This is a genomic window from Paenibacillus graminis, assembly GCF_000758705.1.
GTDB classification, from domain to species: domain Bacteria; phylum Bacillota; class Bacilli; order Paenibacillales; family Paenibacillaceae; genus Paenibacillus_AQ; species Paenibacillus_AQ graminis.
In genome coordinates this window covers 2034178-2057210 of record NZ_CP009287.1, presented here as the reverse complement: position 1 = coordinate 2057210, position 23033 = coordinate 2034178, and the positions used below count along the sequence as shown (strand labels likewise).

Genomic DNA, 23033 nt, shown 5'->3' with positions numbered 1-23033 from the left:
AGGAGGAATTTGCTATGAAAATCTTACTAGTCGACGACAAACCCCAAATGCGCAGTGAATTGAAGCTTCTGCTGGAGACGCTGCCTTTTACATATGAAGCGGTTCTGGAAGCAGCCTGTGATACGGGGGCCATCCGGCTGATTGAGCGGCATAACCCGGATATCATTGTGACGGATGCCAAGCTGCTGATCAGCGAAGCAAGTGCGCTGGAACGGGTGAATGCAAGCCAGACTCATGGCACAATCATTGTCACCAGCAGTTATGAATTTGTCCTGGATGCCTTCTGCAAAGGAGGTATGGCCACTCTGCTCAAACCTGTTGCCAAGGAAGAGTTGAAATATGCTGTACTTAGGGCAGCCAGCGGCATGAGGCGGGAATGTTTGTATGGCGGGCAGCCGGGGGCTGTTCCTGCACGGTAGTGGACTGGAAGGGGAACGCCCCCGGCTGCAGCTGCCGAAGCTGTCTATAATGGAAAAAGTGAACTTAAATCTGCCCATCCCCTTCTCCCACAAGCGCTTGTGGGAAAAAGTACACTTAATCCGGCCGATTTCACTCTTAAGAGGTGATTTCACTGAAAACAAGTCTACTTATTCCAACTAACACCTCTGTGTAACGCGATTTGAGCACATTTAGGTTCACTAATTCCACTTAGGTATCCTCTCCCTTTTGTGGGCGGACATATCAATTCTGGTCTCTGGTCTACAGAACAAAACCAGCCGTCACCGGCTGGTTTGCTGCAACACACTCCATATTCTACTGCGGTTGCTACAACATGTTCCCTATGCAGCATCCATCCATTTCCCCAGTTACACCGTCGGAATCGTCCCGCCGTCAATCACATATTCACTGCCTGTAATCGACGCCGCCCGGTCAGACACCAGGAATGCCACCAGCTCCCCAACCTCCTCCGGCAGGCCGGGACGGCCAAGGGGGATGCCGCCAAGTGAATCCATCAGCTGCTGCAGGGCAGCTTCCCGGCTTCCTGCCGCCTGGGCGATCCGGTCAATCATCGCCTCCGCCGCCTTGGTCTGGATAAAACCCGGAGCCACGGTATTAATGCGGATGCCGCGCGGCGAAAATTCATTGGACAAACCTTTGCTGTAGTTGGACAGAGCCGCTTTGGCGGCAGCATAGGCCAGTGTAGTTTCATACAGCGGCAGACGTCTCTGGATAGAGGAAATATGGACGATCGCCCCGGAGCCCTGCTCCAGCATCAGCGGCAGCAGCCCGCGGTCCAGCCGGACGGCGGCAAGCAGATTCCAGTTCAGAGCCTGCACCCAGTCTTCGTCGGTCAGGACAAGCGCCCCGCCCGGAGGTGTACTGGAGCCTCCCACATTGTTCACTAGAATATCAATGCCGCCGAGCACTTCTTTTACCCCGTGAATGACCCTCCCCACTCCTTCAGGTGTGGCAATATCCGCCTGCACGAACAGCCCTGGCTCCCGAAGATCAGCAGGCATCGTGCGGGCAGTCGTCAGCACCGTTGCTCCGCTGCCTGCCAGTCTTTTGGCGATGGCTTCCCCCATGCCCCGGGTACCTCCGGTCACCAGTACTCTTTTCCCTTCAAATTCATGGGCTGGGTCTTTATAGGTTATTGCCATTTCTGATTCCTCCTATTATTCTGATGCTGCTGCGGACACGCCTTCAACAATGATCCCGCGGTAAGTTCCGCCCCGGAGCCGATGCTGTACCGCATCCTGGTACGCGGGACTGTAATACCAGACCTTAGCCGCTTCAATGCTGGGGAACTCTAGTATGGCCGCTCCTTCAATAGCGGGACCCTCGATCACTTCATGGGTTCCATACACCGCAAGCGGGGTTACGGGATGGCCTGCCAGACCGCCTGGCGCTTTTTGTGAATAGATGCGGAGCTCTTCCGGGTCATGGCTGTGCTCACGGATAAAAATAACATAGGCGCTCATTGCTCTCCTCCATTTCATATACAGTAAGCTGCTGTATCGCCGTGTCTGCTTGTCAGGCACAACGTTAGTTTACATCGCCTTTTTATATAAGTATAATTTATCTTATTTATCTGATTGATTACTATTATTCATATAAATTGGAGGGGCTTCTTCTGGAACTCACACAATTGGAATATTTCATAACCGTTGCCAAGCTTCAGCATATGACCAAGGCCGCCAAGGCCCTTAACCTGACCCAGCCTGCCTTAAGCCATGCCATTTCCAAGCTGGAGGAGGAATTGGGGCTGCCGCTGTTTGACCGGGGCGGACGAAATATCCGGCTTAACCGTTACGGGGTGCAGTTCGCCAAGCGGGTAGAAGGGGCTCTGCGCAGCATTGAGGGCGGAATACAGGAGATCAGAGAATGGTCCGATCCGGATACCGGCTTAATCTCCATCTCCTATCTGAACATTCTTGGAGTAGATCTGGTGCCAAACCTCGTCCAGGAGTACATGCAGGAGCATCCTAAGGTCCGTTTTGAATTGTTTCAGGGCAACCTTGGGGATCTGGATGAGCATTTCGAGCTGGGCAGCTCGGACCTGATGATTACTTCCAGGGAATCCCCGGTGATGAAGCACGAATGGCTGACCATTCAGAAGGTGCCGCTATACATCGTTGTTCCCGCCCGTCATCCCTTTGCCCGGCAGTCTTCACTAAGTCTTACCAAGCTGTCCGGCGAACCTTTTGTCGGTCTCAAAAAAAACTGCGGCCTCAAAGCCACCATCACCGCCCGTTTTGAAAATACCGGATTTCAGCTCGCTTCCACCTACGATGCGGAGGATCTGGTTACAGTAGCCGGCTTTATCCGAGCAGGACTCGGCGTATCTGTCCTTCCGCAAACGCCGGGGCTAATGCTGGAGGGGCTCGCCTGGATTCCGATTGCCGAAGAAGGCTGGGAATGGGAAATCGGCCTCAAATGGCGAAAAGACCGCTACCTTCCGGCAGCGGCCAAAGCATTTATTGATTGTATGGAACAGCAACAGGTTCATCCTGTATAGATTGAATTACTGAAAGGCAGCCGATTCCAGCTCCGGCACCATAAAGGCGTTCAGGAGATGTACCATCCAATCGGGATGTAATCCGCGCATGAACGACACCTGGCTGTTCGTCATCTAGCCGATCATCCGTTCAATCCGGTACATGCTGAGATTCACGGCAATTACACCTGCTGAGCCGAACGCAACAACCGTTCTCTTCCCTACACAACCTTAACCCGAAACGCTTCAATACTGGCTTGATTCCCGTTAATCGTCAAGGCAGCATCATAGTAGCCCCGGTCCCCGTTGGACTTGCATTTATAATCCCCCGAGCACCCGCAGACGAAAAACTTGGTTTGGGTAAAGCCCGGGTAGATATTGTTAAGCTTGTGGTAAAATAAATGTCCATGATGGGTAAAAATCGCCAGCACCTTGTCTCTCGCCTTGGCAGGAATCGAAGCGAAAAATCTGCCCGTCTCAGCTCCGCTTAACACATGACTGGAGTCAACGGTAATTCCGCTCACCTTCAAGGGCCAATGAAAATCAATAATATAATAATGCTGGTCATCCAAATTCGTAAGTAAATTTATACTGGCCGGGGTGAACCTTCCAAGCGCACAATCCAGCCACACATACTTGACCTTGCCCTGTGTCCCCGGAAAATTCATCTTTCCCGAAACGGCCCCCAGATATTTGGTGAACAGGTTTGCGGTACTTGCCTCCCAATTGCCTATCGAAGCTTTGTAAGGGATATTGCCAAGTGTGCTGGTCACGGTATCCTTGAAGTCTTTGTAATAAGCATCCGCATGATTTCCATGATCCGCACCTGCCTGCGCGTTGTCGCCTCCGAATATCACAAACCTCGGTTTCACACCCGCGACCGCTTTGGGCAAAAGATTCTTGAATATGCCGGAGCTGTTCCCATATCCCACATGACTGTCCCCGATCACCGCAAAACGGATGACCTGGGCTTTAGCCGATGGGCCGGCTGTCCGGTTACGTGCAGCAGTTCTGGAGGACAGAGTTTTTTTTTTGACAGGTGGAGCCTGCTTTTTCATTGATGTCCCGCCTCTCTCTTATCGATTAATCATATGTAATGGTATGTATATTCAATACCAAGTTACATATCTTGGACAAAGAGAAGCTAGGCCGGAGAAAATAACAGCCAGCAGCTATATTCCTATGCTCCGGGAGTTCAACTTCCCGGCCAGCTCGGTGTCCTGCAGGAACTGTTCAATTTGCTCCATATACCCGTTGACCGTGATTTGTCGAGGCGCGAACAGGCTGATGAGCACGGCACGCAGCTTGGAACCGGCGGTTCGGGTGGACAACATGGAATGCTCTGTATCCGGGAAGAGCTTAACCGTGAGCAAGGATGGACTTACTTTTTGGCGGTAAACGTGTTCTGTTTCCTTCCAGTCTACATTCACATCGTCTTCCCCCAGCAGCAGGAGCACAGGAGTTTTGAAGTGCTGCAGACCGGCGGTCGCGTCCGCCCGGAAGTTCTTGCTCACAAATGTCCAGCGTTCCCGGGACATCACATCGCCCTTATGTGCAGCCTGTACATATTCCTCATACGTTGCACCCTCTTTCAAAAGCTCCTTCACTTGCTGTTCATACGCTACCTGTGCGGAAATTTCATCCCCGGAGTATCCGTCCTTCGCCATTTGACTACGTGTATTATACTCGCCCTGAGTCAGCCAGTTGATAGCCGGGGATACCAGAATACTGAAGGCCAGCGGCTCCTTCCCCGCAAGCTTCGGAATCACCCATCCGGCCTGGCTGGCTCCCCACACCCCAATCCGCGAAGGATCAATCACCGGCTGTGTTCTGGCCCAGGCCAGCGCCTGGCGGGCTTCGTCTACCCGGTCATCGATGCTCTGGTCAAGCCAATTCCCTTCGGAGCCGCCGATGCCTCTCTTGTTCAGCGACAGTGAAGCATAGCCTTGCTTAGCAAGCCTCTCCCATAGCGGCTTATAGCCGTCATCATGGGAAGCATTGACCGCTCCATCACCGTGAATGAACAGTACAAGCCCCAGCTTGCCGGACACCTCCTTGGGCAGGACAAGCGTGCCGGTTAATTTGCCCTGCGGAGAAGGAATTTCAAGGGACCGCTCCTCCATATCAAAAGTGTTCTGCTTCAATACATAGAGCACCGCCCCTGCACAGATGAGCACCAAAACGATGAGTGTGATTCCCATTTTTCTTTTCATAAGGACTCCTCTTGTTCAGAAATCATGTTTGCTTGCGCAGTGGCAGGACCATATACTCCCATCTCCATTCATGAAAAAGAAGAAGCCTCACCAAACTGTGCTCTGCCGCCTGTGTGCGGAAGGAAATATGTTCATACAGACGTTTTGCGCCTTGATTATGCCCGGAGACATGCAGGCTCAGCACTTCCAGGTGCGGATCACTGCAGGCATAATGCTGTGCCCAAATCAGCAGCTGCTTGCCTACTCCCTGCCCGCGGGCCTTCGGATGCACGGATAGATCCGCGATATAACATTCTCCCTCCTGCGGCTTATGGTCCAAAAAGTGCAAGGCTGTCAACAGCTTGAACATCTTCCTCTGCCCATCCCGGGTGATGTCCTTCATTCGCGGAAGCCGGACTGGTATATTGTCCGCCCCTGCCAAGAGATCAGCTTCAGCTTTGCGCTTGAGGCATAATGTACCGATGACTTCCCCTTCCTGAAGCGCAACCAGCCTTTGGCTCGCCGGCTCTTCCGGAAAAGCATCCAGCAGCTGTTCAAACAAAGCCGCCAGCCCGCCCGGCTCAAGCCTCGTCAACGGATAAAACTTCCCATAAAACGCGTCCACAAGCAAATGGCTAACCTGCCGGTTGTACTCAGCCTGCATTGGCGCAATGATGATGTGTGCTTGCTTCATACGGTTCCGATCCGCTGCAGCAGTTCGTAATGAAGCCTGTCCTGGCTGAACAGGGAAAGGTACGATTTCTCAATGAGCACAAGAGGTCCTGTTAGATGAAGGGTTCTATCTGCTGCATACGAACTGAATTGCTCCATCCGCTGCTCCAGTTCATCTTCATGGGCGGCGGGAAACTGGAAGGACAGATAATCTCCTGCCGGCAGCAGCAGACTGGCTCCCTCAGCGGCTTCCGTGCAGAGGACAGCAGGACCTTCCCCCTCGAACACATAATGAATATCCGCTTCGAACAAGTTGAGACCGGGACCCGCTTGGCCGGCAAGCTGTCTGGCCTCCAGTACATTCTGTGAGCTGAGCCCGAACCAGCGCCGCAAATTCACAGCCTCCCGCCGCTTGACCCGGTAAGCCTCGATCTCTTGACCGAAGTCCCGGTGCTCTTGAAGTACCTTGCCTATGAACAGCTCAAGCTGCTGGAGCCGGAGAATCTCCGCATGCGTATTCTCCATAGAGGTCTGAAGCATTTGCCGGACCTGGTCCGGGCCAAAGCCCGTCATACTTTCTTTGACCGCCTGAACCGGCAGCCCCAGCTTCCGCAGCAGCAGAATATGGGCCAGCTGATAGATCTCATTCATACTGTACATCCGGTACTGGTTGTCGTCAGTATAAGCAGGCTGAAGCAAACCCTTTTCTTCGAAATAGCGGATCTGGTGCACCGACACATCCATAAGCTTAGCCAGTTCACTGATGGTAATCTCATTTCTCACGTCTCATCACTCCTTCCCCGGTATGCATCTTTAAGATACACCTTAGGTCTGGCCTAAGGTCAACGCCATTTTCTCAGAATCATTCAGATTTCTCCCGTTCTTCCCGGCCGCTGTGGATTTCAGTTTAGCGTTGCCTGAAGAAGCCTATACGAATCCTTCGGCCTTCCTAAGTGGAAAAAGGGTACCTAATCTGCCCGTGCACCTATTCTCTGCAGGCGAAGTGGAAAAAGGATAACTAATCTTGCACATTTCGCTCCTGATGAGGCAAAATGGCCCAATTAAGTTCCCTTTTTCCACTTCAATCTCACAATTGCTGATTTTTTGGGGAAATAAGCTCCCTTTTTCCAACTAGCCACTGCTCACCTGCTTCGTTGCAAGCGCTATTTAGAAAATCATCTGGTTTCATGATTCTCCGTATTTCCTATACAATAAAAAAGGGCATGCCTACCGGATTCTTCCGGTGAACATGTCCCAACAGTCCGGCTATGCAGATATGCAGCGTATAGTCCATCAATAATGCGGCCATGGCGGCATGGATCTTCAGCAGCCATGCGGGCCATGCGGGCCATGCAGGCAGGCCATTTGCAGGAGCACTGAGCGGTTACAATGAATAATCCGGATCAAGGAGAAACGCCTGTCCTCAAGCAGATAATCCGCAGCCTTGCGGCCAATCCCTGTACCAGATACGGCCATTTCAAAAGGACCGAATTCACTGTTGTTTCATTTAATCATTACGAAGATTCTGCTTTGATAAGGCCGTATAAAACAATATCACTCATCGCCTTGGTGCCGGACTCGAAGCTGACTTGATGGCCTGCAATAAACTCATAGTCCAGCAGCTTTTTCAGAGTCTCATTCAGCATAAGCTTGAGAATGACGGTATCTACCTGGTGCAGCTCGCCACGGTTCATCCCTTCCTCCACCAGTTCAATAGCACCGTCCCAAATCATATCCAAATGATGATTCACCTTCTCGTAGAGCCGGGGATAATACCGCTGAAAGTCATCCATATGCCGGATAATCGCGCCAATCGAATAGGCGTCGGGAATATTCTGAAAATAAAGTCTGAGTTTCTCCTGAATGGGGAGCCCTGCATCTTCCAGGATGTCCGTATCCGACTGGATAATCTGCGAAAAGACGAAATCAATCGTTTTCTCAATCATTTCATCCTTACTCGAAAAGTAGGCATACACTGTGCGTTTACTCGTGCCCAATTCTCTCGCCAGATCCTCTGTGGTAAACCGCGTGCCTTTGGCTCCAAAGCATTTTAAAATTTTCAAATAGACCTGGTTGTCCATGTCCTTGCCAGTCCACCCTTCATCTATATAAGTTGAACTTTAGTTTTACATTGTCGGGTATGGTCGACTACGGGGAATGTTTGGACCTCCAGCCGCTGTTGTCCCCGGATTTCTTGAATTGAACCGCCTTTTGCGGTTGAAATCCGGTGACAAAGGCGGACGCTGCCGCTCTGCCAGTTCCAAACTTCCCCTCCGCACTTTTACCCTTTTTATGAATTTTCCAAGTTCAACTTATTTACCGTCTGCACCTGAATCCTCAGGTAAGGATTCGCGGAAGGGGTTTGACCATACGGTACAGATAATACGGTTTGTTCTCTATGGAATCCGTAATCCGGTATCCCAGCCGCTCATACAGCTTGATGGCCCGGAAGTTCTCTTGCCTGACGGTCAGGGAGCATTTGCCGTAGTTGTTTAATCTGGCTTTGTCCTCTGCCTGCTGAATTAATTTGGACCCTACTCCGGACCCCCGGCTTTCCGGCAATGCAGCCAATGCCCCGATATGGTATTCATCCGCTCTTCCCTCCTTCAAGCTTACCATAGACCACAGCTCCTGCAAATGCAGCAGAGAATGCTTGATGAGATTCCATTTACGCAGTTTGATTAGTTCCCTGGCGGTGGGCCAAGCCAGCTTATCCATCACAGATACCGGGTAGCAGGAGATAATTCCAATCGTTCTGTTATCCAGCCTTGCTTCAAAAGCATATTGATGGCTGAATCGGTTTTTTCCGAGAACCCATAATTGTTGCAGGGTGTTCTCAATTAATGCTTTATCTGCCGTTCCGATCACCGGATAGGCCATATAATCCAGTGCCATCCCCAGGAGTCTGCCTCCTGACGCCGATTTGGGGTTGCCGTGTGTGATTGAAATATGATCCATATAAAAGCTCCTCTCAATTTATAATGGTACTTTAATAGTTTTTATAGTACCAAAATACCCGAAGCTATCCCTTTTGTCAAACAGAGCCTGAATTAACCGGATCACACCAAGGTTTCACATCCAGGTCTGCTATTGTTTCTTATCACGTCCAATCATTCCGCTGTAAAATCACATAATTTATTACTGACCAAATATGTGATAAGGAGCTGAGTACCGTGGCCCAGATTCTCGATTTCAGTAAAAGCATTACCGCCAGCTTCAGCCAATCCATCTCGATTCCCATTGTTGCTTCGCCCTCGAGCAATACGCTCGCCCAATTCGGCTTGACTACCGGGACAGGCGGAAATGTATGGCTTGACGCTTCAGTCGGCACCCAGACTACCCTGGGCAGTCCGGATTTGCTGTTCACCATTTTACGGGGAAGCACGGCGATTTTTTCAATTACAGCCAGTGCGCTAAGCGTCAATCAGTTTGATCCGATCAGCTTCTCTTTTGTGGACAGTAATTTGACGGCAGGATATTTTGCCTATACCCTTACCGTATCTCAGGTTAATTCCGCTGTCCTGAACAGCGCAAATCTGGTAGGTCCCGTGTTATTCTCGGGCCTTTCCCTGGTGTGACCGCCATGTCGCAGATTATTGATATTGGTAAAAGCATCCCGTCCAGCTTCTCCCAGTCCACCTCCTTATCCGTTATAGCTTTGCCGAGCAGCCTGATCCTCGGGCAATTCGGATTAAACGTTTCCACTGGCGGCTCAGTCATGCTGGGAGCTACAATCGGCCTGCAGAGCACCGGCAGCAGCTCTCCCGATGTTATCTTCACGATCGTACGCAATGCGGTGGCGATCAGCAGCTTCCGGTCCAGCGGTACCGCTGCCCATGTGTTTGATGCGGTCAAATTAACTTATGTAGATTCAGGAATTACTTCCGGCTACTATGCTTATGCAATAACTGCCTCTTCTGTATCGGGCGGAAATCTTCCCAACGTCGTCGGACCTATTGTATTTACAGGCTTGTCCATTCTGTAAGAACTGCGCAGAGGGAGCTTCGTCCTCCCTCTGTAATCATACATATTCTGGTAACCCGGCATAGGACAAAAATGCTCCACATACGTTTTACTAAACGTCTCAACCAAGGCCGGAAGGAGTTCATGCTATGCCTTATACAACGGGAGCGGTATATAACCCCCCTACAGGCTCCACCCATTTGGATAGGATCCAGATCTCCTGCTTGAACGATTCCATCATTTCCCCCATTAACCTCACCTTGCAGATTTTTCACTTCCGGGGAGCGAGCTTCACACGTGTCGCTGTCGGAGAAACTCTTTTCCAGCTTAATCCCCAGCAGCTGGTTGTCCAGACCTATTCGGTTGCGCTTGCCGATTATTATGAGGTCCAGATCAATTTCTACAGTGCAGTAGACACCATTATTAACATCTTTGCGCTGGATGCTGGCGGAAACATTCTGGACCGGATTCTGCAGTCTGAGCTTACAAACATTGACCGGTTATCAATTATTTCCACCTAAAATGAGGTGATCCATTGGCTAACGTGAACATCACTGCCGCTCTGCCGGGGAATCATATTGAGCCCTCGATAGCGGTTAGTACGCTTAACCCCAATATCATGTGTGTCGTGGCCGTTGAAGACAGTTCAGGAACCGCATTAACAGGCTTTTACCGCTCGATCGACGGAGGCGCAACCTGGTCAAATACCGTATTGCCGCAAGCGCCGGGATACATGAGCGCAGAAGCCCCGACGATCGATTATACCTTTCCCGACACATTTATCGTCGCGGTTCACTTTTTCAATGAATTTATGGATGGAACGATCGCTACCTACACCTCTTTTGATAACGGGGTTACGTTCAATCCTCCAGTTCTTGTACAGCAGGGATACGGCCTCTATGTTCACAACGATGAGCCTTTTATCGCTGTTGACCGTTCTCCCTCCAGCCCGTACATCGGAAATGCTTATGTAGGATATACACCAATTTATGACTTTTCCCAGAACTCGGCTATCTTTTTTCAACGTTCTCTGGACAAGGGACTCAGTTGGGAACGGCCGCTGCGCATCTCCGATCCCAGAGGCGAGCTTGACCGGGCTGCCCTTGCCGTTGGACTCGCAGGAGAGCTGTATGTCGGTTATATTCAGACCCGCTCCAACCTCCCGACGAATGCCTATGTCAGAGTATCCCTCGATGGAGGGGTTTCCTTCACCCCCCCGGTGACCCGGGGAGCTACGTTCATCGCCAGCACCGTTCCTGTGCCGAGTCCCTTGCCTGTGCCCAATTATGCGTTCCGGGTGCAGACGAACCTCAGCTTAGGAACCGACATTTCCGCCGGGCAGTTCGGGGGATTTGTGTATGCGGTCTGGAACGATTTCCGCCTGGGCTATGCAGATGTCTTTTTCTCCCGTTCTCCGGATGGGCTGCTGTGGTCCACGCCCATCAGCATTACAGGCGCACCGGCAGGCTCACAGAATTTCTCCCCTTCTATAACTGTCTCTCCGGCCAACGGAACCATACGGGTGATTTATTACACGAACCGGGTGGACGGATTTCTTCTGGATGTTTTTGCTGCCGAGTCTTTCAATGCCGGCGTCTCCTTCGCCAATCGGCGGATATCCGACGTTTCCACCAATCCTAACGGCAATTCTCCCACACCTGTTCCGCTGATCGGCGACTACATCACTGCGGCCACCAAATTCCCGGATACGCTGGCTGCTGTCTGGAACGATTCACGGCTTGGCAAACAGGATATCATTTTCGGTACTTGAGGACTTCACATTAATTTTTTTGATCCAGGACATACTATGCAGCAAGTAGAAACGGCTGCGCCGTCTTTTGAAGGCGCGGGCTTTCTAAAATAAAAGCAAAAAGGAGCATGTGTATGTCTGGTATTTTAGGCGGAAATGCAAAAGATGAACCGATGCATTACGGGGAAATCTATAATGTGTGGCAGGCTTCGATGGTTGCAAAGGGGGCAATTTCCTTTTACCGGGCCTTCCTGAATCATGCGGGTGACCATGATCTAAAAAAAATCCTGGGCGCATTAATTGATCAGGCTGAACTGGAAGCAAGCGAATGCGACAAATTATTGACAGACAACGGTATTGGTACTGCCCCGGCACTGCCCGACAGACCCCAGGCCAAGCTTGAAGATATTCCCGTGGGGGCAAGATTTACAGATCCCGAAATTGCCGCCAAAATTGCCGCCGATGTGGCCACTTCCTTGGTAGCCTGCAGCCAGGCGATGGCACAAAGCATCCGTGAGGATGTAGGCGCCTTATTCGGCAAGTACCACATGACTAAGGCAGCCCTGGGAGTCAAAATTCTGAACATCCTTAAAGAAAAAGGCTGGCTTATTCCTCCGCCGCTTCAAGTCAAAAGACATGAGACTGTGAACGCATAAAACAGGATCAGCCCTTTCGTTTCCAGGCGGCGGGAACAGAAAGGGCTTTTTATTTTTGCCGCCGGGTATTCAACTGGTTATCTCTGCTTGTAATTTCTTGTTTGCTCCCGGAAATTACGGGGTACAAAATCATTAGCCGCACAATGGGAACCCCATCTGTTCATACGGCTCAGCGCTGATCTGGGTCTCTTTTGGCATGAATTTGGATTCCAGAAGTTTACTTTCCATTCTGTCGGCTACAATATACTTAATTTAAGTGTTTTGGAGGGACTGTTATGCAAACCAGAGAACAAGCATTCCAAGCTGCAAGCCAGCGTACAACTATTCATCGTGAAGCACTGCATCATGTTCCCCACAGCAACTGGGCGTATCTCTATGACAAGGATACCTTCCATCTGCGTGTCCGGACAGGGAAAGAGAATGTCGGCCAGGTCTTTGCGCTCACGGGCGACAAATATGATTGGGAGCATTATCATGAGGAGCACCGGATGCGTAAAATAGCATCCGATCAGTTCTTTGATTATTGGGAAACGGCTGTGAAGCCGGAAAACAAGCGTTTCTCTTATGCCTTTCGCATGCAGGCAGAAGACGAGACCCTCTGGATGACGGAAACCGGATTTTACACGGAACCGCCGGCACCACCCGATGGTTTCTATGAAAGACCTTATATCCATGAGGTTGACTTGTTCACTGCCCCTGAATGGGCCAAGTCCGCCGTGTTCTATCAGATCATGCCGGACCGTTTTGCCAATGGAGATGCCGGAAATGATCCGGTGAATGTGGCGGCATGGGGAGATACGCCCACAGCTGAGAGCTTTTTCGGCGGCGATCTGCAGGGCATTATAGATCATCTTGATTATTTAGCCCGGCTCGGGATTACAGCCATATACCTGACACCTATCTTCGAAGCGCCAAGCAATCATAAGTATGACACTACCGATTACCGGAAGGTTGATCCGGATTTCGGTGATGTGGAGGTGCTTAAGGAGCTGGTGGCAAACGCCCATGCCAAGGGAATCCGGGTGGTTCTTGACGCCGTATTTAACCATATCAGTGCACAATCCCCCCAATTCCAAAGTGTGATTGAGCATGGGGAACACTCGGAATATGCCGGCTGGTTTCATATTCATAATTTTCCTGTGAAGGTTACGGACGGAAAACCCAATTATGACGCCTTTGGTTTTTTTGCGGACATGCCTAAGCTGAATACGGTGAACCCTGAGGCCCGGAAGTACCTGCTCGATACCGCCGGCTACTGGCTCAAGGAAGTGGGGATTGACGGCTGGAGACTGGATGTGGCCAACGAAATTGACCATACGTTCTGGAGGGACTTCCGTAAAGTTGTCAAAGACATTAATCCGGAAGCTTTTATTATTGGCGAGGTCTGGAGCGACTCCATGCGCTGGCTAAACGGAGATCAATTCGATTCCGTGATGAACTATCCGCTGGCCAGCCGTTTAACTGAATACCTCAACAATGGCGATATGGACGCCGGGCGTTTTGGCGAGCAGCTCGGGAATCTTCTGATGCGTTACCCGCAGCAAGCCAACGAGGTGCTGTTCAACCTGCTGGCCAGCCATGATACTCCGCGGATTCTCACACAGCTGGGCGGGGACCCGAGAAAGCTGAAGCTGGCCGCCGCCTTCCTGTTCACCTTTACGGGTACTCCCTGCATCTTCTACGGCGATGAAATCGGTCTTGAGGGTGAGGGTGACCCGGATTGCCGCAAATGTATGATCTGGGAGGAGGAACGCCAGAACCGCGAGCTTTTCGAATGCTACCAGTCTCTGATCCGGTTGCGGAAGGCGTTTCCGGCCTTGCAGACCGGCCGGTTCCGCATCCTGACGGCTAATCCGCAGGAGCGTGCTTTCGTCTATGAACGAGTGGATGCGGATGCCCATTTCGTCATTTCACTGAATCCCTCGGAGCAGCCCGCCACCCTGCCCCTGCCTCTTGAGGATCACTTTCAGGATGCCTTGAATGGTGAGAAGCTCATTCCTTCGGAGGGAGAGGGACAGGTCCTGCTTGATCTTGCTCCATACAGCTACAGAATTCTGATCAAAACCAACGAAACCCTACGCTCTCCGGAGCAGGCGGTACATCCCGTAGGTGAGTGAACATGCAATCAAATAAGAAAAAAAAGTCCAGAATGCATTCCATCCATGCCCATAGCTGACCTTCCCAAATAGAACCAGTATCATCTCAAGACCGGTTTTGAGCAGACTGAACAGAATGAGCAGCAGGAAGATATTCAGTTTGCTCTTCCTGGCCGAAAACACACACAGGCACCCGAGGACTGGAAACACACCCAGATTATAAGGCAGAAATGAAAGGACCCCGAATTGTTCCGGGGTCACCTGCCACCACTGCCTGAAATAGCCTATTTCATTGAACGCAAAGGCAATGAAACTGGCCGCCGGACCTATTGTATAGATAAGGGACCGGTCGTCCCTGAGAATATAAATGCCGATTAACCAAGGCAGACAGAAGCCAAGCCATACATTCACAAACATCATTAGCCCCCTAAGCCTGAATCAGCCCCATCTCAACCGGCGACAACGCCCGGGTATGATCCAGATAAATAAAAGCGTCATAACGTCTAGTAAGGATTGAGGGGACATAATTGCCTCTCTCCCTTTCCGGATGGTAGACAACGCCGATGGCCCGATGACCGATGACCTTCCGGTCCAGGACAGTCTCTTCCCGGCTGAACAGGAGCAGCTTGTCCTCAGCCCCATCCCGGTGCAGGAGCTCCTCCCAGCTGTTTTTCATGGCTGGCGGCACCTGCATTATTTCTGGCGGAGCTCCCCAGGCTCTGCCTGCAATTACCGTTCCCCCGTATGTTCCAAATCCCACCGCATAGACGGCGTTGTCATACTTTTCACGCAGCAGTTGTCCCACATTGACCATTTGTTCCTGCTCCATGTCGGTTGCCCGGGCGTCACCGATATGTGTGTTATGCTCCCACACCACGGCCCGGGCGCCTTCACCATGAAACTCCATCAGCTTGTCCAGGGCTGCAACCATATGGCGGTCCCGGATATTCCACGAACCGGAGTCATGCCGGATCATCGTCCGGTAATACGATTCTGCTCCCTGTACCGTCATCGCATTAAGCTCAGCGCTTAAGGCATTTTCCCGGTCAGCCGGATGAACGTCTTTCCATTCATCTTGAAGTTTGCTTAGCAGTGTGATGACTTCGTCCTCACAGCCCTCCCCATACAACGACGCTGAAATTCCATACGACTGCTCGTCCCTGCCAAAGGGCTCGAAGCATTCAAAGGCCTGTTTAGCCGCTTCCAGGTCCGGACTCCCCTTAGACGAGAGATACTTGAGAATTTCGTCCATCGATTCCCACAGACTGTACATATCTATGCCGTAAAAGCCTGCCTTCTCCTCATCCGGGCGTCCTTCATTATAGCTGCGCAGCCACTCGGCCAATTCAAGAATTTCGCGGTTCGCCCACATCCAGGCGGGCCAGCGGGTATAATCGCTTAGTGCCGCCCGCGCATGGGGAGCAGCATCGGGGTAACCCTTAATATAACGGTTCAGCGTGTAGCAGGAGGGCCAGTCGCCTTCTACTGCGATGAACCGGAAGCCTTCTTCCGTAATGAGCCGTTTGGTAATTTCGGCGCGTACGCTGTAGAACTCTGAGGTCCCATGCGAAGCTTCCCCCAACAGGACATAAGTTGCGTTTTTAGTTTCAGCAACCAGACTGTCCAATGCTTCAGCACTGCCAAAAGGCTGCGCCAGCCTCCGGATAGCCTGCATAACGGTTGAATCATCCATGTGCTTTCACTCCTTGGGTTATCGATTTATTTACTTATGTAAAATGAAAACCGCCAAGTCAGTAAGCTTGACGGTCCTCATCTCTGACTAGGTTCTAATAGCCTGATCTGAAGCTATTGAACATTGGATAGGGACAAAGCCTTGTCTGCATTCTGGATATCCATTTGCAGCTGCTCTGACGGATCGTAGGCATTATAGAATCCGTTATCCCTCATATAATTAAACACACGTTCGTGTAATCCGACAGCCTTGCCGAATTGTGCATTTAATGTACTTCTCACTTCCGGACTGGCGGACTCGGAGATAGCTGCCGCATAACTTTTCAAGCCGCTTTTGCAGGCCATCAATAAATCAGTGGCAATAGCCTGATCTGTCATCGCGTTCATTCCTGTTAGGTTTTCTACAATTGGATTCATCTTCTGCCTCCTAAATTTAGACGAGTAAAGCTCTGATTTGCTGAATGTCTTCAATCCCTCCGCGGATGTCTTCCTGAATGATTCCTTTCAGCCCTGTATCCGACACCAATGGCAGCATGGTCTGGCTTTTGGTCAGACAATTTGTCTTGAAGGTAAGCAGCTCATGTAATTCCAGCATTTCATGAACACCTAATTGGTTCGCCATGTTATTCCCCTCCTTTCTCCCCAATTGTTATATCCCAAAGCCGACATTATATTCACCGGAGCGGGAGATGCTCTACATAGTTGTCCGACCGTTTCAGCCGGTCCATAATAAGGTCATAGTCTGGCTTATAGGGTGTAATGTCCCGAACCCGCCGATGGGTTCTAATCAAGGTGGCTTTCCCATCCTCAAAGCCTTTTTTACCGGGGACAAATAGCACCTCGTCATTGAAGAACGAGCCTGCGGGCAGGTAATAGCGCATGCCCACAACATTATGCCCGGCGTTAACCAGATCCTGTCCAAAAGCCGTAAACCCCTCCTTCTTAAGATCGAGGCCCATTATATTGGCGATTGTCGGAAGAATGTCAATTTGGCCGCCGGTCTGGTCAACTGTTCTCCCTCTATGCTGTCCCGGCAAATGAATCAAAAGCGGCACATTAAAGGTGCTGATATGCTTATCATAAGGAATGTTCAAGGCATCACTAATCTTTTGGGGATTGTACTTTTTCTTATTCAGCCCAAAGTGGTCTCCGTACACAACAAAAACACAGTTATCCCACAGACCGGTTTGTTTCAGCTTACTGATAAAGGTCCCCAGGGCATAGTCCGCATAATGAACAGCTGTAAGATAATCCCCAAGGGTTTTTCCGTGTAACGGGCCGTTCAGCTTCAGCCGCTTTCTGTCTTCCGGGAGGGTATACGGAGAGTGGCTGGAGACGGTAACAAACTGGGCATAGAACTTCTGATCCTGCTTCGCCAGTTCATTCAGCTTATTGAAGCCTACACGATACAACTCCTCATCAGAAGCCCCAAACCGGTTAAACTTTTCTTTGCGGAAATAGGGCTGATCATAAAAGGTGTCAAAGCCTAGTGCGGGGTACATCTGATTCCGTTCCCAGAAGCTTACCTTATTCACATGGAAGGTATCCGCAATATACCCCTGCTTATGCAGCAATCTTGCCAGGCTGGGCAGCTTCCGGTTTCCGTATTTCGATGACATAGGCACCGCGCCCACAGGGTAAATGGAGGTATTCGCTGTAAACTCGGCATCCGAAGTATTTCCGCGTCCGATTTGCTGAAACAGATACGGGAAATATAAGCTTTCCGACTTCAATGTATTCAGAACAGGAGTCAGCGGCTGGCCTTCGACCGATTGGTTCAGCAGGAATTGCTGGAAGGATTCCAGCTGAACCAAGATGAGATGGTATCCTTTTCCCGCTCCATAATAAGCTTTGGGACCATCTGCATTCGGTCGATGCCATATCACAATGGTAATGCCCACGAGGAATACGGCCATGATTATACAGGTTCTCCGAATAGAGAATATACCCAAGCTTCGCCTCTCCTCTCCATCCTAATCGTTTAGCGTGCGCGCTGCCGCTGCAGCGGGCTGCTTCTGATTTCCCCGGACTTCAAAGGCTTATCCTCCTTATTCCCGCCTTCACTCGGCTTCACCGCGAACAGCGTCAGCAATCCGCCCACTGTGCCGACCCCTGCCATCGTCCCGAACAGTACCCAGTGCCCCCGGGTCATCAAAAGCGAAACAACAGGCGGACCCAGCGCTACTCCAATAAACCGCATGCTGCTGTATAAAGAGGTAATAGTCCCCCGGTTTTCCTTCTCAATGCTTTCTGTAATCAACGCATCCATGCAGGGCAAGGCCACCCCAATCCCAATTCCGCTTAAACTCAGAAATCCAACCATGAAAAAAATATTATTGTTGAAGCCGGTAATAATCATGGCTGCCGTCAGCAGCACCATGCCTCCAAAACCAAGCCATTTCATAAGAGCTTTATTTTGCCCAATGATTTTACCGCTGCCATAGGAGGCCAGACACAGCAAAGCCAGCGGAATCGCCAGCACAAAACCCTTGGAGGAGCCGTGGAGATTGTATTTTGCTTCCAAGGTTTCGGATAAATAAAACAAGACCCCGAAGGTAACAAACATACAGATCCCGCCAATGGCGAAAATAGCATAGAGCCAGCGTCCCTTTTCATGCAAAATATCCTTGATTTCTCCTAAGAACTGACGCAGGGCCTTCTTCTCCGGCTGTTCCTCAGCCTCCGGTTTTTTGACCAAAAATACAACCAGCCCAAACGAAATCAGACAAAGAATAGGTATTGCTATAAATGGGGCATACCACAGCACTGTGCCCAAATAAGCGCCCAGAATGGGGCTAAGCACCTTGCCAAAGGTATTGGAGGTCTCCACGATACCTAAGCCTTTGCTGACCTCCTTCTCATCCTTGAACAAATCCCCGATAAAAGGAATAACAATCGGGAAGGCTCCGGCAGCCCCGATCCCCTGGATGAAGCGCCCGGCCAAGATGACCCAGTAAGCACTCACTCCATTCATAAACCACGCTGCGGCAACACAGCCTGCTCCGCCTATAGCCGCAATAATCAAGCTGGGCAGAATCACCTTTTTCCGCCCATAACGGTCGGATAAGTACCCCGCAATCGGAATCATCAGTATTGCAATTAGTCCGTAGACGGTGATAATCATACTGACCTGAAAAGCGCTGATCCCTAGCTCATTGGAGATTTGCGGCAGTATGGGCAGCAGCATGGAGTTGCCCAGTGTCATGATCAGCGGGATGGAAGCCAGTGCCACCAGAGCCCCTTTCTTTCCCTTCATGGTAGAACCACCTTTATCGTTATTCACATGCTGATATTGTGGTTTCTTCTGGACGATTTATGCACGCATATCCAGAAGGGAAAATATCCCTGAGAGCCAATGAAAGTATAAACATGAAGTTGCTGAGGGGAAGATATCTAAGATGATTTCAAATCAGTTCGAGGAGGTTTTTAATCTGTATTTTTATAAAGAAGGATTAATCAACAGTATTGTAGCAGATAAGCCGGACCCGGCAGCGGCCAAGGTCCTTCAGGAAATTCTGGGCGGCCATTACGGGGAAATGCGCACCATGATGCAGTATTTCTTTCAGAGCAGTAATTTTCGCGGGAAAGAGCTGCAGTTCCGGGATTTGCTGCGGGGCATTTTTATGGAGGAAATTGCCCATGTCGAGCTGGTACAGCACACCATCAACCAATTGTTGAACGGATCAGGGAAAGATGAAGCCGGTAACGGCGGTGCAGACCAAGCCCCTTTGGACGAAGCGGTGAAACATGCCAATCCCCATCATTATATTGTGGGAGCGCAGGCTTCATTGCCTGTAGATGCAGCCGGCAATCCATGGCTTGGCAATTATGTATACAGCCACGGGAACCTCATCGGGGATCTGCTGAATAATGTTGTGCTGGAATCCACTGGTGTACTGCAGAAAACACGGATTTATGAAATGAGCTCCAACAAAACCTTCCGGGAAACGCTCGCCTTCCTGATTGTGCGGGATAATGCCCACCAGAATGCCTTCGCCAAAGCGCTGGAGACACTCGGTGTTAATTGGGGCAGCATCTTCCCGGTTCCGAATTATGATATCAATAAATACCCGGAATGCCGCAAATTTGTGGACTTGGGATATCATAACGCCCAGTTTAATTTCAGCATGGAGCCGAACCGCATGGGCGAGATCTTCCAGGGAACCTCTCCAAGCCGCAACAAAGGAATGCTCGAAGTGGTGCCTCCTCCAGTTGGATTTCCTGTGCCTATGATGCCTGAACTGGCTAATGAGCACAGCCCCGGATTGCATGATATGAATGCATGAGATTTTTTTGACCAACCGCTTAACATAGATTCACACTCCGCCCAGTCCTGAATAGGCTAACGCATAACGCTTAGGAGGGATTGGGATTGTATACTTATGATAGACCAAACCAGCAGCAACAGCACCTGGCCTGGCATGAAACGATGGAGATGCACGAATTGACGGCTTACCAGAGCAATCAGCTTATTCACTTTAAAATGACGGTTGATGATGTCAAAGACCCCCAGCTTCATGCTCTTTATGTCGAGGCTATTCAAAGTGTAGAACAGAACTTAAAAGAACTGCTGCAATACTATCCGCTCGCTCCGCAAGGAACCCGGAACAGCCTGAAAGACATAGATTTGACTGCATTCTATGCGGGACAGCTGCTCGGATTCGCCAAAACTGCCGTCCGCAGCTATGCGATCGGGATTACCGAAACAGCCACACCACAGCTTAGAGCAACTTTGCAAAAGCAGCTGAATGCATGTATCGCCCTGCACGGCAAAGTCTTCTATTTTATGCTCGAACGCGGCCTGTATCCCTCCTATGATCTCCCCAAGCTGCTCTCCAATGATGTGGCTACAGCTAACAAGGCTTTGTCTTTATAACCACAGCAGATTAAATAAGGCCCCCGGTTTTCCGGGGGTCTTCATTTTGTTGTCCTACAACCCTGTCTTGAAGAATAAGCTAGCTACAGAATAGTAAAAGGAGGGCGGGGACTATTAATGTATTCATAGGGTATATCTTTTTGGGGCTGTCGCTTTCAGCTCCGATTGGCCCGATTAACGCCGCACAACTGGACAAGGGTATCCGGGGGGGCTTCCTGCATGCCTGGTTAGTGGGGCTTGGAGCCATAAGTGCAGATATCATTTATATGCTTCTGGTTTATTTTGGAGTCATCCATCTGCTGGATGCGCCGTTTGTCCGGGCTTTTTTATGGCTGTTCGGGTTCTTTGTACTGGTATATACAGGTGTGGAGAGCATCAAAAGTGCAGGCATGATTACGGCTTCGGAAATGAGAGACAGTGAAGCCTCCCTCGCCAAATCTTATCTGGCAGGCTTCCTGATGTCCCTATTTAATCCGCTTTCCATCCTGTTCTGGCTGGGGATTTACGGCTCCATTCTCGCCAAAGCTGCGAGCGAATATCCTCTTCATCAGCTGCTGATCTACAGCGGTGCTATTATACTTGGAATTCTTCTCTGGGATGTATGCATGGCGGCAGCCTCCAGCGTGTTCCGCAAATTGCTGACGGCCCGGGTGCTTAAGGCGATCTCCGTGCTGTCCGGGCTCTCGCTGGTCGCCTTCGGCTTTTATTTTGGAGTACAAGCCATGCGGCTGCTGTTTTTCCATTAGAGCTTGCTCTTGCGCTTGAGGATGCCTATGATCCTGAATTTCGGTCCTCCTGCCAGCCCGTGATACCTGGTCGTCTGTTCCTGTACAAGGCTATCTTCAGAAGAAGAGGCCCCGCTTTTTTTGCGGACCTTATGAACAATGAGGTCAGTCCCTACAATCAACGCTACGAGCAGCAGGCTGATGTATAATCCAGGGCGGCTGAGCTTGTGGAAAAGAGTTCCGGTAACCGCCAGAACGATCAGCACCAGCCCGGTCCAGCGTTTCAATCCGCTCCATTTCACAGGCTTTAGCAGCTTCCCTGAGGACAGCAAAATAAAAGACCAGTTATACAAAAGCATTAGTCCTGCTGCCGTAGTGATATATTCATATACTTTCCCCGGAAGCAGCAGGGACATCACGATTGCGGCAATTAACCCGCCGGAAATCAGACACAGGGCGTACAGCGGATATTTGCCCTTCAACTTCTTGGAGAACAGCCGGGGCGCATCGCCTTCCTGTGCCAAGGTAAGCATCATTGATGTCACGGCATAGAGCGAAGCGGTCATCGTTGAAAAGCCGGCAATGATCAGTACCCCGTTGAACAAATGCGGCACAAAGGCCAGATGATCACTGCTTAAGGCAAGCACAAACGGGCTTTCTTTGGGATTAAAAGCACTTAAAGGCACCATCGTCACCGCGAGGCCAATAGAGACGACATATACGGCAGAAAGCGTCAGCAGCATTACTTTCCCCGCCTTCGGGGCCTCCTCCGGTTTGTTCAGCCGGTTAGACATAATTCCCAGTACTTCAATGCCGCCATACGCGTAGAAGGCAAACAGAAATGCCGACCACAGGCCTATCCCGCCGGCTGGAAACAATGTCTTAGCCGTAAGCGGAAGCTTAGGTGTATATTTGCCGCCCCCGATCCATCCCGCCAGCAAAGCCGCTGCCAAAACCATAAACATTAGGATGGCAGCTATCTTGATGACCGCCAGCACATTTTCGACACGGTCAAACCCTTTATTGCCGAAGAAGACAATCATCAGCCCCAGCAGGCCAAAGCCTGCTGCGAAGATCCACATCGGCACAGCCGGAAACCAAAACCGGGCAAAAATGGCCAGGGCGGTCAGCTGGCTTCCCATGATCAGCAGCTCCGAGAACCAGTACACCCAGCCGCTGGCGAAGCCCGCCCAGCTCCCAAAGGCCTTTTTGGCATAGGAACGGAAAGATCCCTGCTCCGGATGATCCGCCGTCATTCTGGATAAGGCGTCAAATACTACATAAGTACCTGCGGCGGCAAGAATATACACCAGCAAAACCGCCGGTCCGCCAATGGAAATCGCAAGACTGGACCCCAGAAAGTAACCGGTACCAATGGTACCCGCAACGCCCAGCAGACTTAGCTGCCACCATTTCAGTTTTTTGTCGTCTTTTGCCTTCCCTGAAGCTTTATCCAAATCAATTCATTCCTCA

At 50.7% G+C, this 23033-nt stretch carries 26 protein-coding genes; 11 read left to right on the top strand and 15 right to left on the bottom strand.

What is annotated here, in order from left to right; translation table 11 throughout:
- Positions 1–14 precede the first annotated feature (14 nt).
- On the top strand, positions 15–419 hold the full coding sequence (locus PGRAT_RS08350; protein ID WP_025706416.1) for a response regulator: 405 nt from the start codon (positions 15–17) through the stop codon (positions 417–419).
- 387 nt (positions 420–806) lie between these two features.
- Here the strand turns inward: PGRAT_RS08350 and PGRAT_RS08345 are convergent, their stop codons facing one another.
- Entirely contained in the window at positions 807–1601 is a 795-nt protein-coding gene (locus tag PGRAT_RS08345) for an SDR family oxidoreductase (RefSeq protein WP_025706418.1), read from the bottom strand.
- Positions 1602–1616: 15 nt separating this feature from the next.
- Positions 1617–1922: a DUF1330 domain-containing protein gene (locus PGRAT_RS08340; RefSeq protein WP_025706419.1), complete on the bottom strand. Its 306-nt coding sequence runs from the start codon at positions 1920–1922 to the stop codon at positions 1617–1619.
- 167 nt (positions 1923–2089) lie between these two features.
- Here PGRAT_RS08340 and PGRAT_RS08335 point away from each other — a divergent pair, with 167 nt between their 5' ends.
- Positions 2090–2959: a LysR family transcriptional regulator gene (locus PGRAT_RS08335; protein ID WP_238326833.1), complete on the top strand. Its 870-nt coding sequence runs from the start codon at positions 2090–2092 to the stop codon at positions 2957–2959.
- A 200-nt stretch (positions 2960–3159) separates the two neighbouring features.
- On the opposite strand, the gene PGRAT_RS08330 is transcribed toward PGRAT_RS08335, so the two are convergent.
- The 6 genes from PGRAT_RS08330 to PGRAT_RS08305 form a co-directional block, all read right to left on the bottom strand.
- A complete protein-coding gene (locus PGRAT_RS08330; protein ID WP_025706421.1) occupies positions 3160–3996 on the bottom strand; it encodes a metallophosphoesterase family protein in 837 nt (278 codons plus the stop codon).
- Positions 3997–4110: 114 nt separating this feature from the next.
- Complete coding sequence (locus PGRAT_RS08325; protein WP_025706422.1) at positions 4111–5151, bottom strand: alpha/beta hydrolase family protein; 1041 nt, start codon at positions 5149–5151, stop codon at positions 4111–4113.
- Between the two features lie 22 nt (positions 5152–5173).
- Positions 5174–5824 carry a GNAT family N-acetyltransferase gene (locus PGRAT_RS08320; RefSeq protein ID WP_025706423.1) on the bottom strand — a complete coding sequence of 217 codons (651 nt, stop codon included), beginning with the start codon at positions 5822–5824 and terminating at the stop codon, positions 5174–5176.
- Complete coding sequence (locus PGRAT_RS08315; protein WP_025706424.1) at positions 5821–6585, bottom strand: MerR family transcriptional regulator; 765 nt, start codon at positions 6583–6585, stop codon at positions 5821–5823. Before PGRAT_RS08315 ends, PGRAT_RS08320 begins: the two co-directional genes overlap by 4 nt.
- A 731-nt stretch (positions 6586–7316) precedes the next feature.
- Positions 7317–7883: a TetR/AcrR family transcriptional regulator gene (locus PGRAT_RS08310; protein WP_025706425.1), complete on the bottom strand. Its 567-nt coding sequence runs from the start codon at positions 7881–7883 to the stop codon at positions 7317–7319.
- A 256-nt stretch (positions 7884–8139) separates the two neighbouring features.
- Positions 8140–8760: a GNAT family N-acetyltransferase gene (locus tag PGRAT_RS08305; RefSeq protein ID WP_025706426.1), complete on the bottom strand. Its 621-nt coding sequence runs from the start codon at positions 8758–8760 to the stop codon at positions 8140–8142.
- 215 nt (positions 8761–8975) lie between these two features.
- Between PGRAT_RS08305 and PGRAT_RS08300 the strand changes: the two genes are divergently transcribed.
- The 6 genes from PGRAT_RS08300 to PGRAT_RS08275 all read left to right on the top strand — a co-directional run bounded on the left by PGRAT_RS08300 (position 8976) and on the right by PGRAT_RS08275 (position 14288).
- On the top strand, positions 8976–9380 hold the full coding sequence (locus tag PGRAT_RS08300) for a hypothetical protein (protein ID WP_025706427.1): 405 nt from the start codon (positions 8976–8978) through the stop codon (positions 9378–9380).
- A gap of 5 nt (positions 9381–9385) precedes the next feature.
- Positions 9386–9787 carry a hypothetical protein gene (locus PGRAT_RS08295; protein ID WP_025706428.1) on the top strand — a complete coding sequence of 134 codons (402 nt, stop codon included), beginning with the start codon at positions 9386–9388 and terminating at the stop codon, positions 9785–9787.
- Positions 9788–9914: 127 nt separating this feature from the next.
- A complete protein-coding gene (locus tag PGRAT_RS08290) occupies positions 9915–10286 on the top strand; it encodes a hypothetical protein (protein WP_025706429.1) in 372 nt (123 codons plus the stop codon).
- 14 nt (positions 10287–10300) lie between these two features.
- A complete protein-coding gene (locus tag PGRAT_RS08285; protein WP_025706430.1) occupies positions 10301–11536 on the top strand; it encodes a hypothetical protein in 1236 nt (411 codons plus the stop codon).
- Between the two features lie 113 nt (positions 11537–11649).
- Complete coding sequence (locus PGRAT_RS08280; protein WP_025706431.1) at positions 11650–12171, top strand: DUF3231 family protein; 522 nt, start codon at positions 11650–11652, stop codon at positions 12169–12171.
- 275 nt (positions 12172–12446) lie between these two features.
- Complete coding sequence (locus PGRAT_RS08275; RefSeq protein ID WP_420329525.1) at positions 12447–14288, top strand: alpha-glycosidase; 1842 nt, start codon at positions 12447–12449, stop codon at positions 14286–14288.
- Here PGRAT_RS08275 and PGRAT_RS08270 read toward each other — a convergent pair.
- The 6 genes from PGRAT_RS08270 to bcbE all read right to left on the bottom strand — a co-directional run bounded on the left by PGRAT_RS08270 (position 14247) and on the right by bcbE (position 19215).
- On the bottom strand, positions 14247–14678 hold the full coding sequence (locus PGRAT_RS08270; protein ID WP_155990437.1) for a CBO0543 family protein: 432 nt from the start codon (positions 14676–14678) through the stop codon (positions 14247–14249). The two genes, PGRAT_RS08275 and PGRAT_RS08270, sit on opposite strands and share 42 nt — an antisense overlap.
- Positions 14679–14694: 16 nt before the next feature.
- Positions 14695–15960 (bottom strand): erythromycin esterase family protein, encoded by a 1266-nt coding sequence (locus tag PGRAT_RS08265; protein ID WP_025706434.1) that lies wholly within the window; start codon positions 15958–15960, stop codon positions 14695–14697.
- A 113-nt stretch (positions 15961–16073) separates the two neighbouring features.
- Positions 16074–16376 carry a spore coat protein gene (locus PGRAT_RS08260; RefSeq protein WP_025706435.1) on the bottom strand — a complete coding sequence of 101 codons (303 nt, stop codon included), beginning with the start codon at positions 16374–16376 and terminating at the stop codon, positions 16074–16076.
- 16 nt (positions 16377–16392) lie between these two features.
- Entirely contained in the window at positions 16393–16581 is a 189-nt protein-coding gene (locus tag PGRAT_RS08255) for a hypothetical protein (protein ID WP_025706436.1), read from the bottom strand.
- A gap of 52 nt (positions 16582–16633) precedes the next feature.
- Positions 16634–17875, bottom strand: a complete 1242-nt coding sequence (locus tag PGRAT_RS08250; protein ID WP_025706437.1) for an LTA synthase family protein — start codon at positions 17873–17875, stop codon at positions 16634–16636.
- A gap of 65 nt (positions 17876–17940) precedes the next feature.
- A complete protein-coding gene (gene bcbE, locus PGRAT_RS08245; RefSeq protein WP_025706438.1) occupies positions 17941–19215 on the bottom strand; it encodes a bacillibactin exporter BcbE in 1275 nt (424 codons plus the stop codon).
- 175 nt (positions 19216–19390) lie between these two features.
- On the opposite strand from bcbE, the gene PGRAT_RS08240 reads away from it, so the two are divergent.
- From PGRAT_RS08240 to PGRAT_RS08230, 3 genes are all read left to right on the top strand, one after another.
- On the top strand, positions 19391–20245 hold the full coding sequence (locus PGRAT_RS08240; protein ID WP_042267926.1) for a manganese catalase family protein: 855 nt from the start codon (positions 19391–19393) through the stop codon (positions 20243–20245).
- A gap of 143 nt (positions 20246–20388) precedes the next feature.
- Positions 20389–20835 carry a spore coat protein gene (locus PGRAT_RS08235; RefSeq protein ID WP_042267924.1) on the top strand — a complete coding sequence of 149 codons (447 nt, stop codon included), beginning with the start codon at positions 20389–20391 and terminating at the stop codon, positions 20833–20835.
- A gap of 113 nt (positions 20836–20948) precedes the next feature.
- Positions 20949–21581 (top strand): LysE family transporter, encoded by a 633-nt coding sequence (locus PGRAT_RS08230; RefSeq protein ID WP_025709513.1) that lies wholly within the window; start codon positions 20949–20951, stop codon positions 21579–21581.
- On the opposite strand, the gene PGRAT_RS08225 is transcribed toward PGRAT_RS08230, so the two are convergent.
- Positions 21578–23017 (bottom strand): amino acid permease, encoded by a 1440-nt coding sequence (locus PGRAT_RS08225; protein ID WP_025709515.1) that lies wholly within the window; start codon positions 23015–23017, stop codon positions 21578–21580. The genes PGRAT_RS08230 and PGRAT_RS08225 overlap by 4 nt on opposite strands.
- Between the last annotated feature and the right edge of the window lie 16 nt (positions 23018–23033).

Coding starts and splice junctions, on each gene's coding strand:
- PGRAT_RS08295 (WP_025706428.1), top strand. CDS start 9,386: ATGTCGCAGATTATTGATATTGGTAAAAGCATCCCGTCCAGCTTCTCC.
- PGRAT_RS08345 (WP_025706418.1), bottom strand. CDS start 1,601: ATGGCAATAACCTATAAAGACCCAGCCCATGAATTTGAAGGGAAAAGA.
- PGRAT_RS08255 (WP_025706436.1), bottom strand. CDS start 16,581: ATGGCGAACCAATTAGGTGTTCATGAAATGCTGGAATTACATGAGCTG.
- PGRAT_RS08305 (WP_025706426.1), bottom strand. CDS start 8,760: ATGGATCATATTTCAATCACACACGGCAACCCCAAATCGGCGTCAGGA.
- PGRAT_RS08310 (WP_025706425.1), bottom strand. CDS start 7,883: ATGGACAACCAGGTCTATTTGAAAATTTTAAAATGCTTTGGAGCCAAA.
- PGRAT_RS08235 (WP_042267924.1), top strand. CDS start 20,389: ATGGAGATGCACGAATTGACGGCTTACCAGAGCAATCAGCTTATTCAC.
- PGRAT_RS08340 (WP_025706419.1), bottom strand. CDS start 1,922: ATGAGCGCCTATGTTATTTTTATCCGTGAGCACAGCCATGACCCGGAA.
- PGRAT_RS08320 (WP_025706423.1), bottom strand. CDS start 5,824: ATGAAGCAAGCACACATCATCATTGCGCCAATGCAGGCTGAGTACAAC.
- PGRAT_RS08325 (WP_025706422.1), bottom strand. CDS start 5,151: ATGAAAAGAAAAATGGGAATCACACTCATCGTTTTGGTGCTCATCTGT.
- PGRAT_RS08275 (WP_420329525.1), top strand. CDS start 12,447: ATGCAAACCAGAGAACAAGCATTCCAAGCTGCAAGCCAGCGTACAACT.
- PGRAT_RS08290 (WP_025706429.1), top strand. CDS start 9,915: ATGCCTTATACAACGGGAGCGGTATATAACCCCCCTACAGGCTCCACC.
- bcbE (WP_025706438.1), bottom strand. CDS start 19,215: ATGAAGGGAAAGAAAGGGGCTCTGGTGGCACTGGCTTCCATCCCGCTG.
- PGRAT_RS08280 (WP_025706431.1), top strand. CDS start 11,650: ATGTCTGGTATTTTAGGCGGAAATGCAAAAGATGAACCGATGCATTAC.
- PGRAT_RS08330 (WP_025706421.1), bottom strand. CDS start 3,996: ATGAAAAAGCAGGCTCCACCTGTCAAAAAAAAAACTCTGTCCTCCAGA.
- PGRAT_RS08265 (WP_025706434.1), bottom strand. CDS start 15,960: ATGGATGATTCAACCGTTATGCAGGCTATCCGGAGGCTGGCGCAGCCT.
- PGRAT_RS08260 (WP_025706435.1), bottom strand. CDS start 16,376: ATGAATCCAATTGTAGAAAACCTAACAGGAATGAACGCGATGACAGAT.
- PGRAT_RS08250 (WP_025706437.1), bottom strand. CDS start 17,875: ATGGCCGTATTCCTCGTGGGCATTACCATTGTGATATGGCATCGACCG.
- PGRAT_RS08350 (WP_025706416.1), top strand. CDS start 15: ATGAAAATCTTACTAGTCGACGACAAACCCCAAATGCGCAGTGAATTG.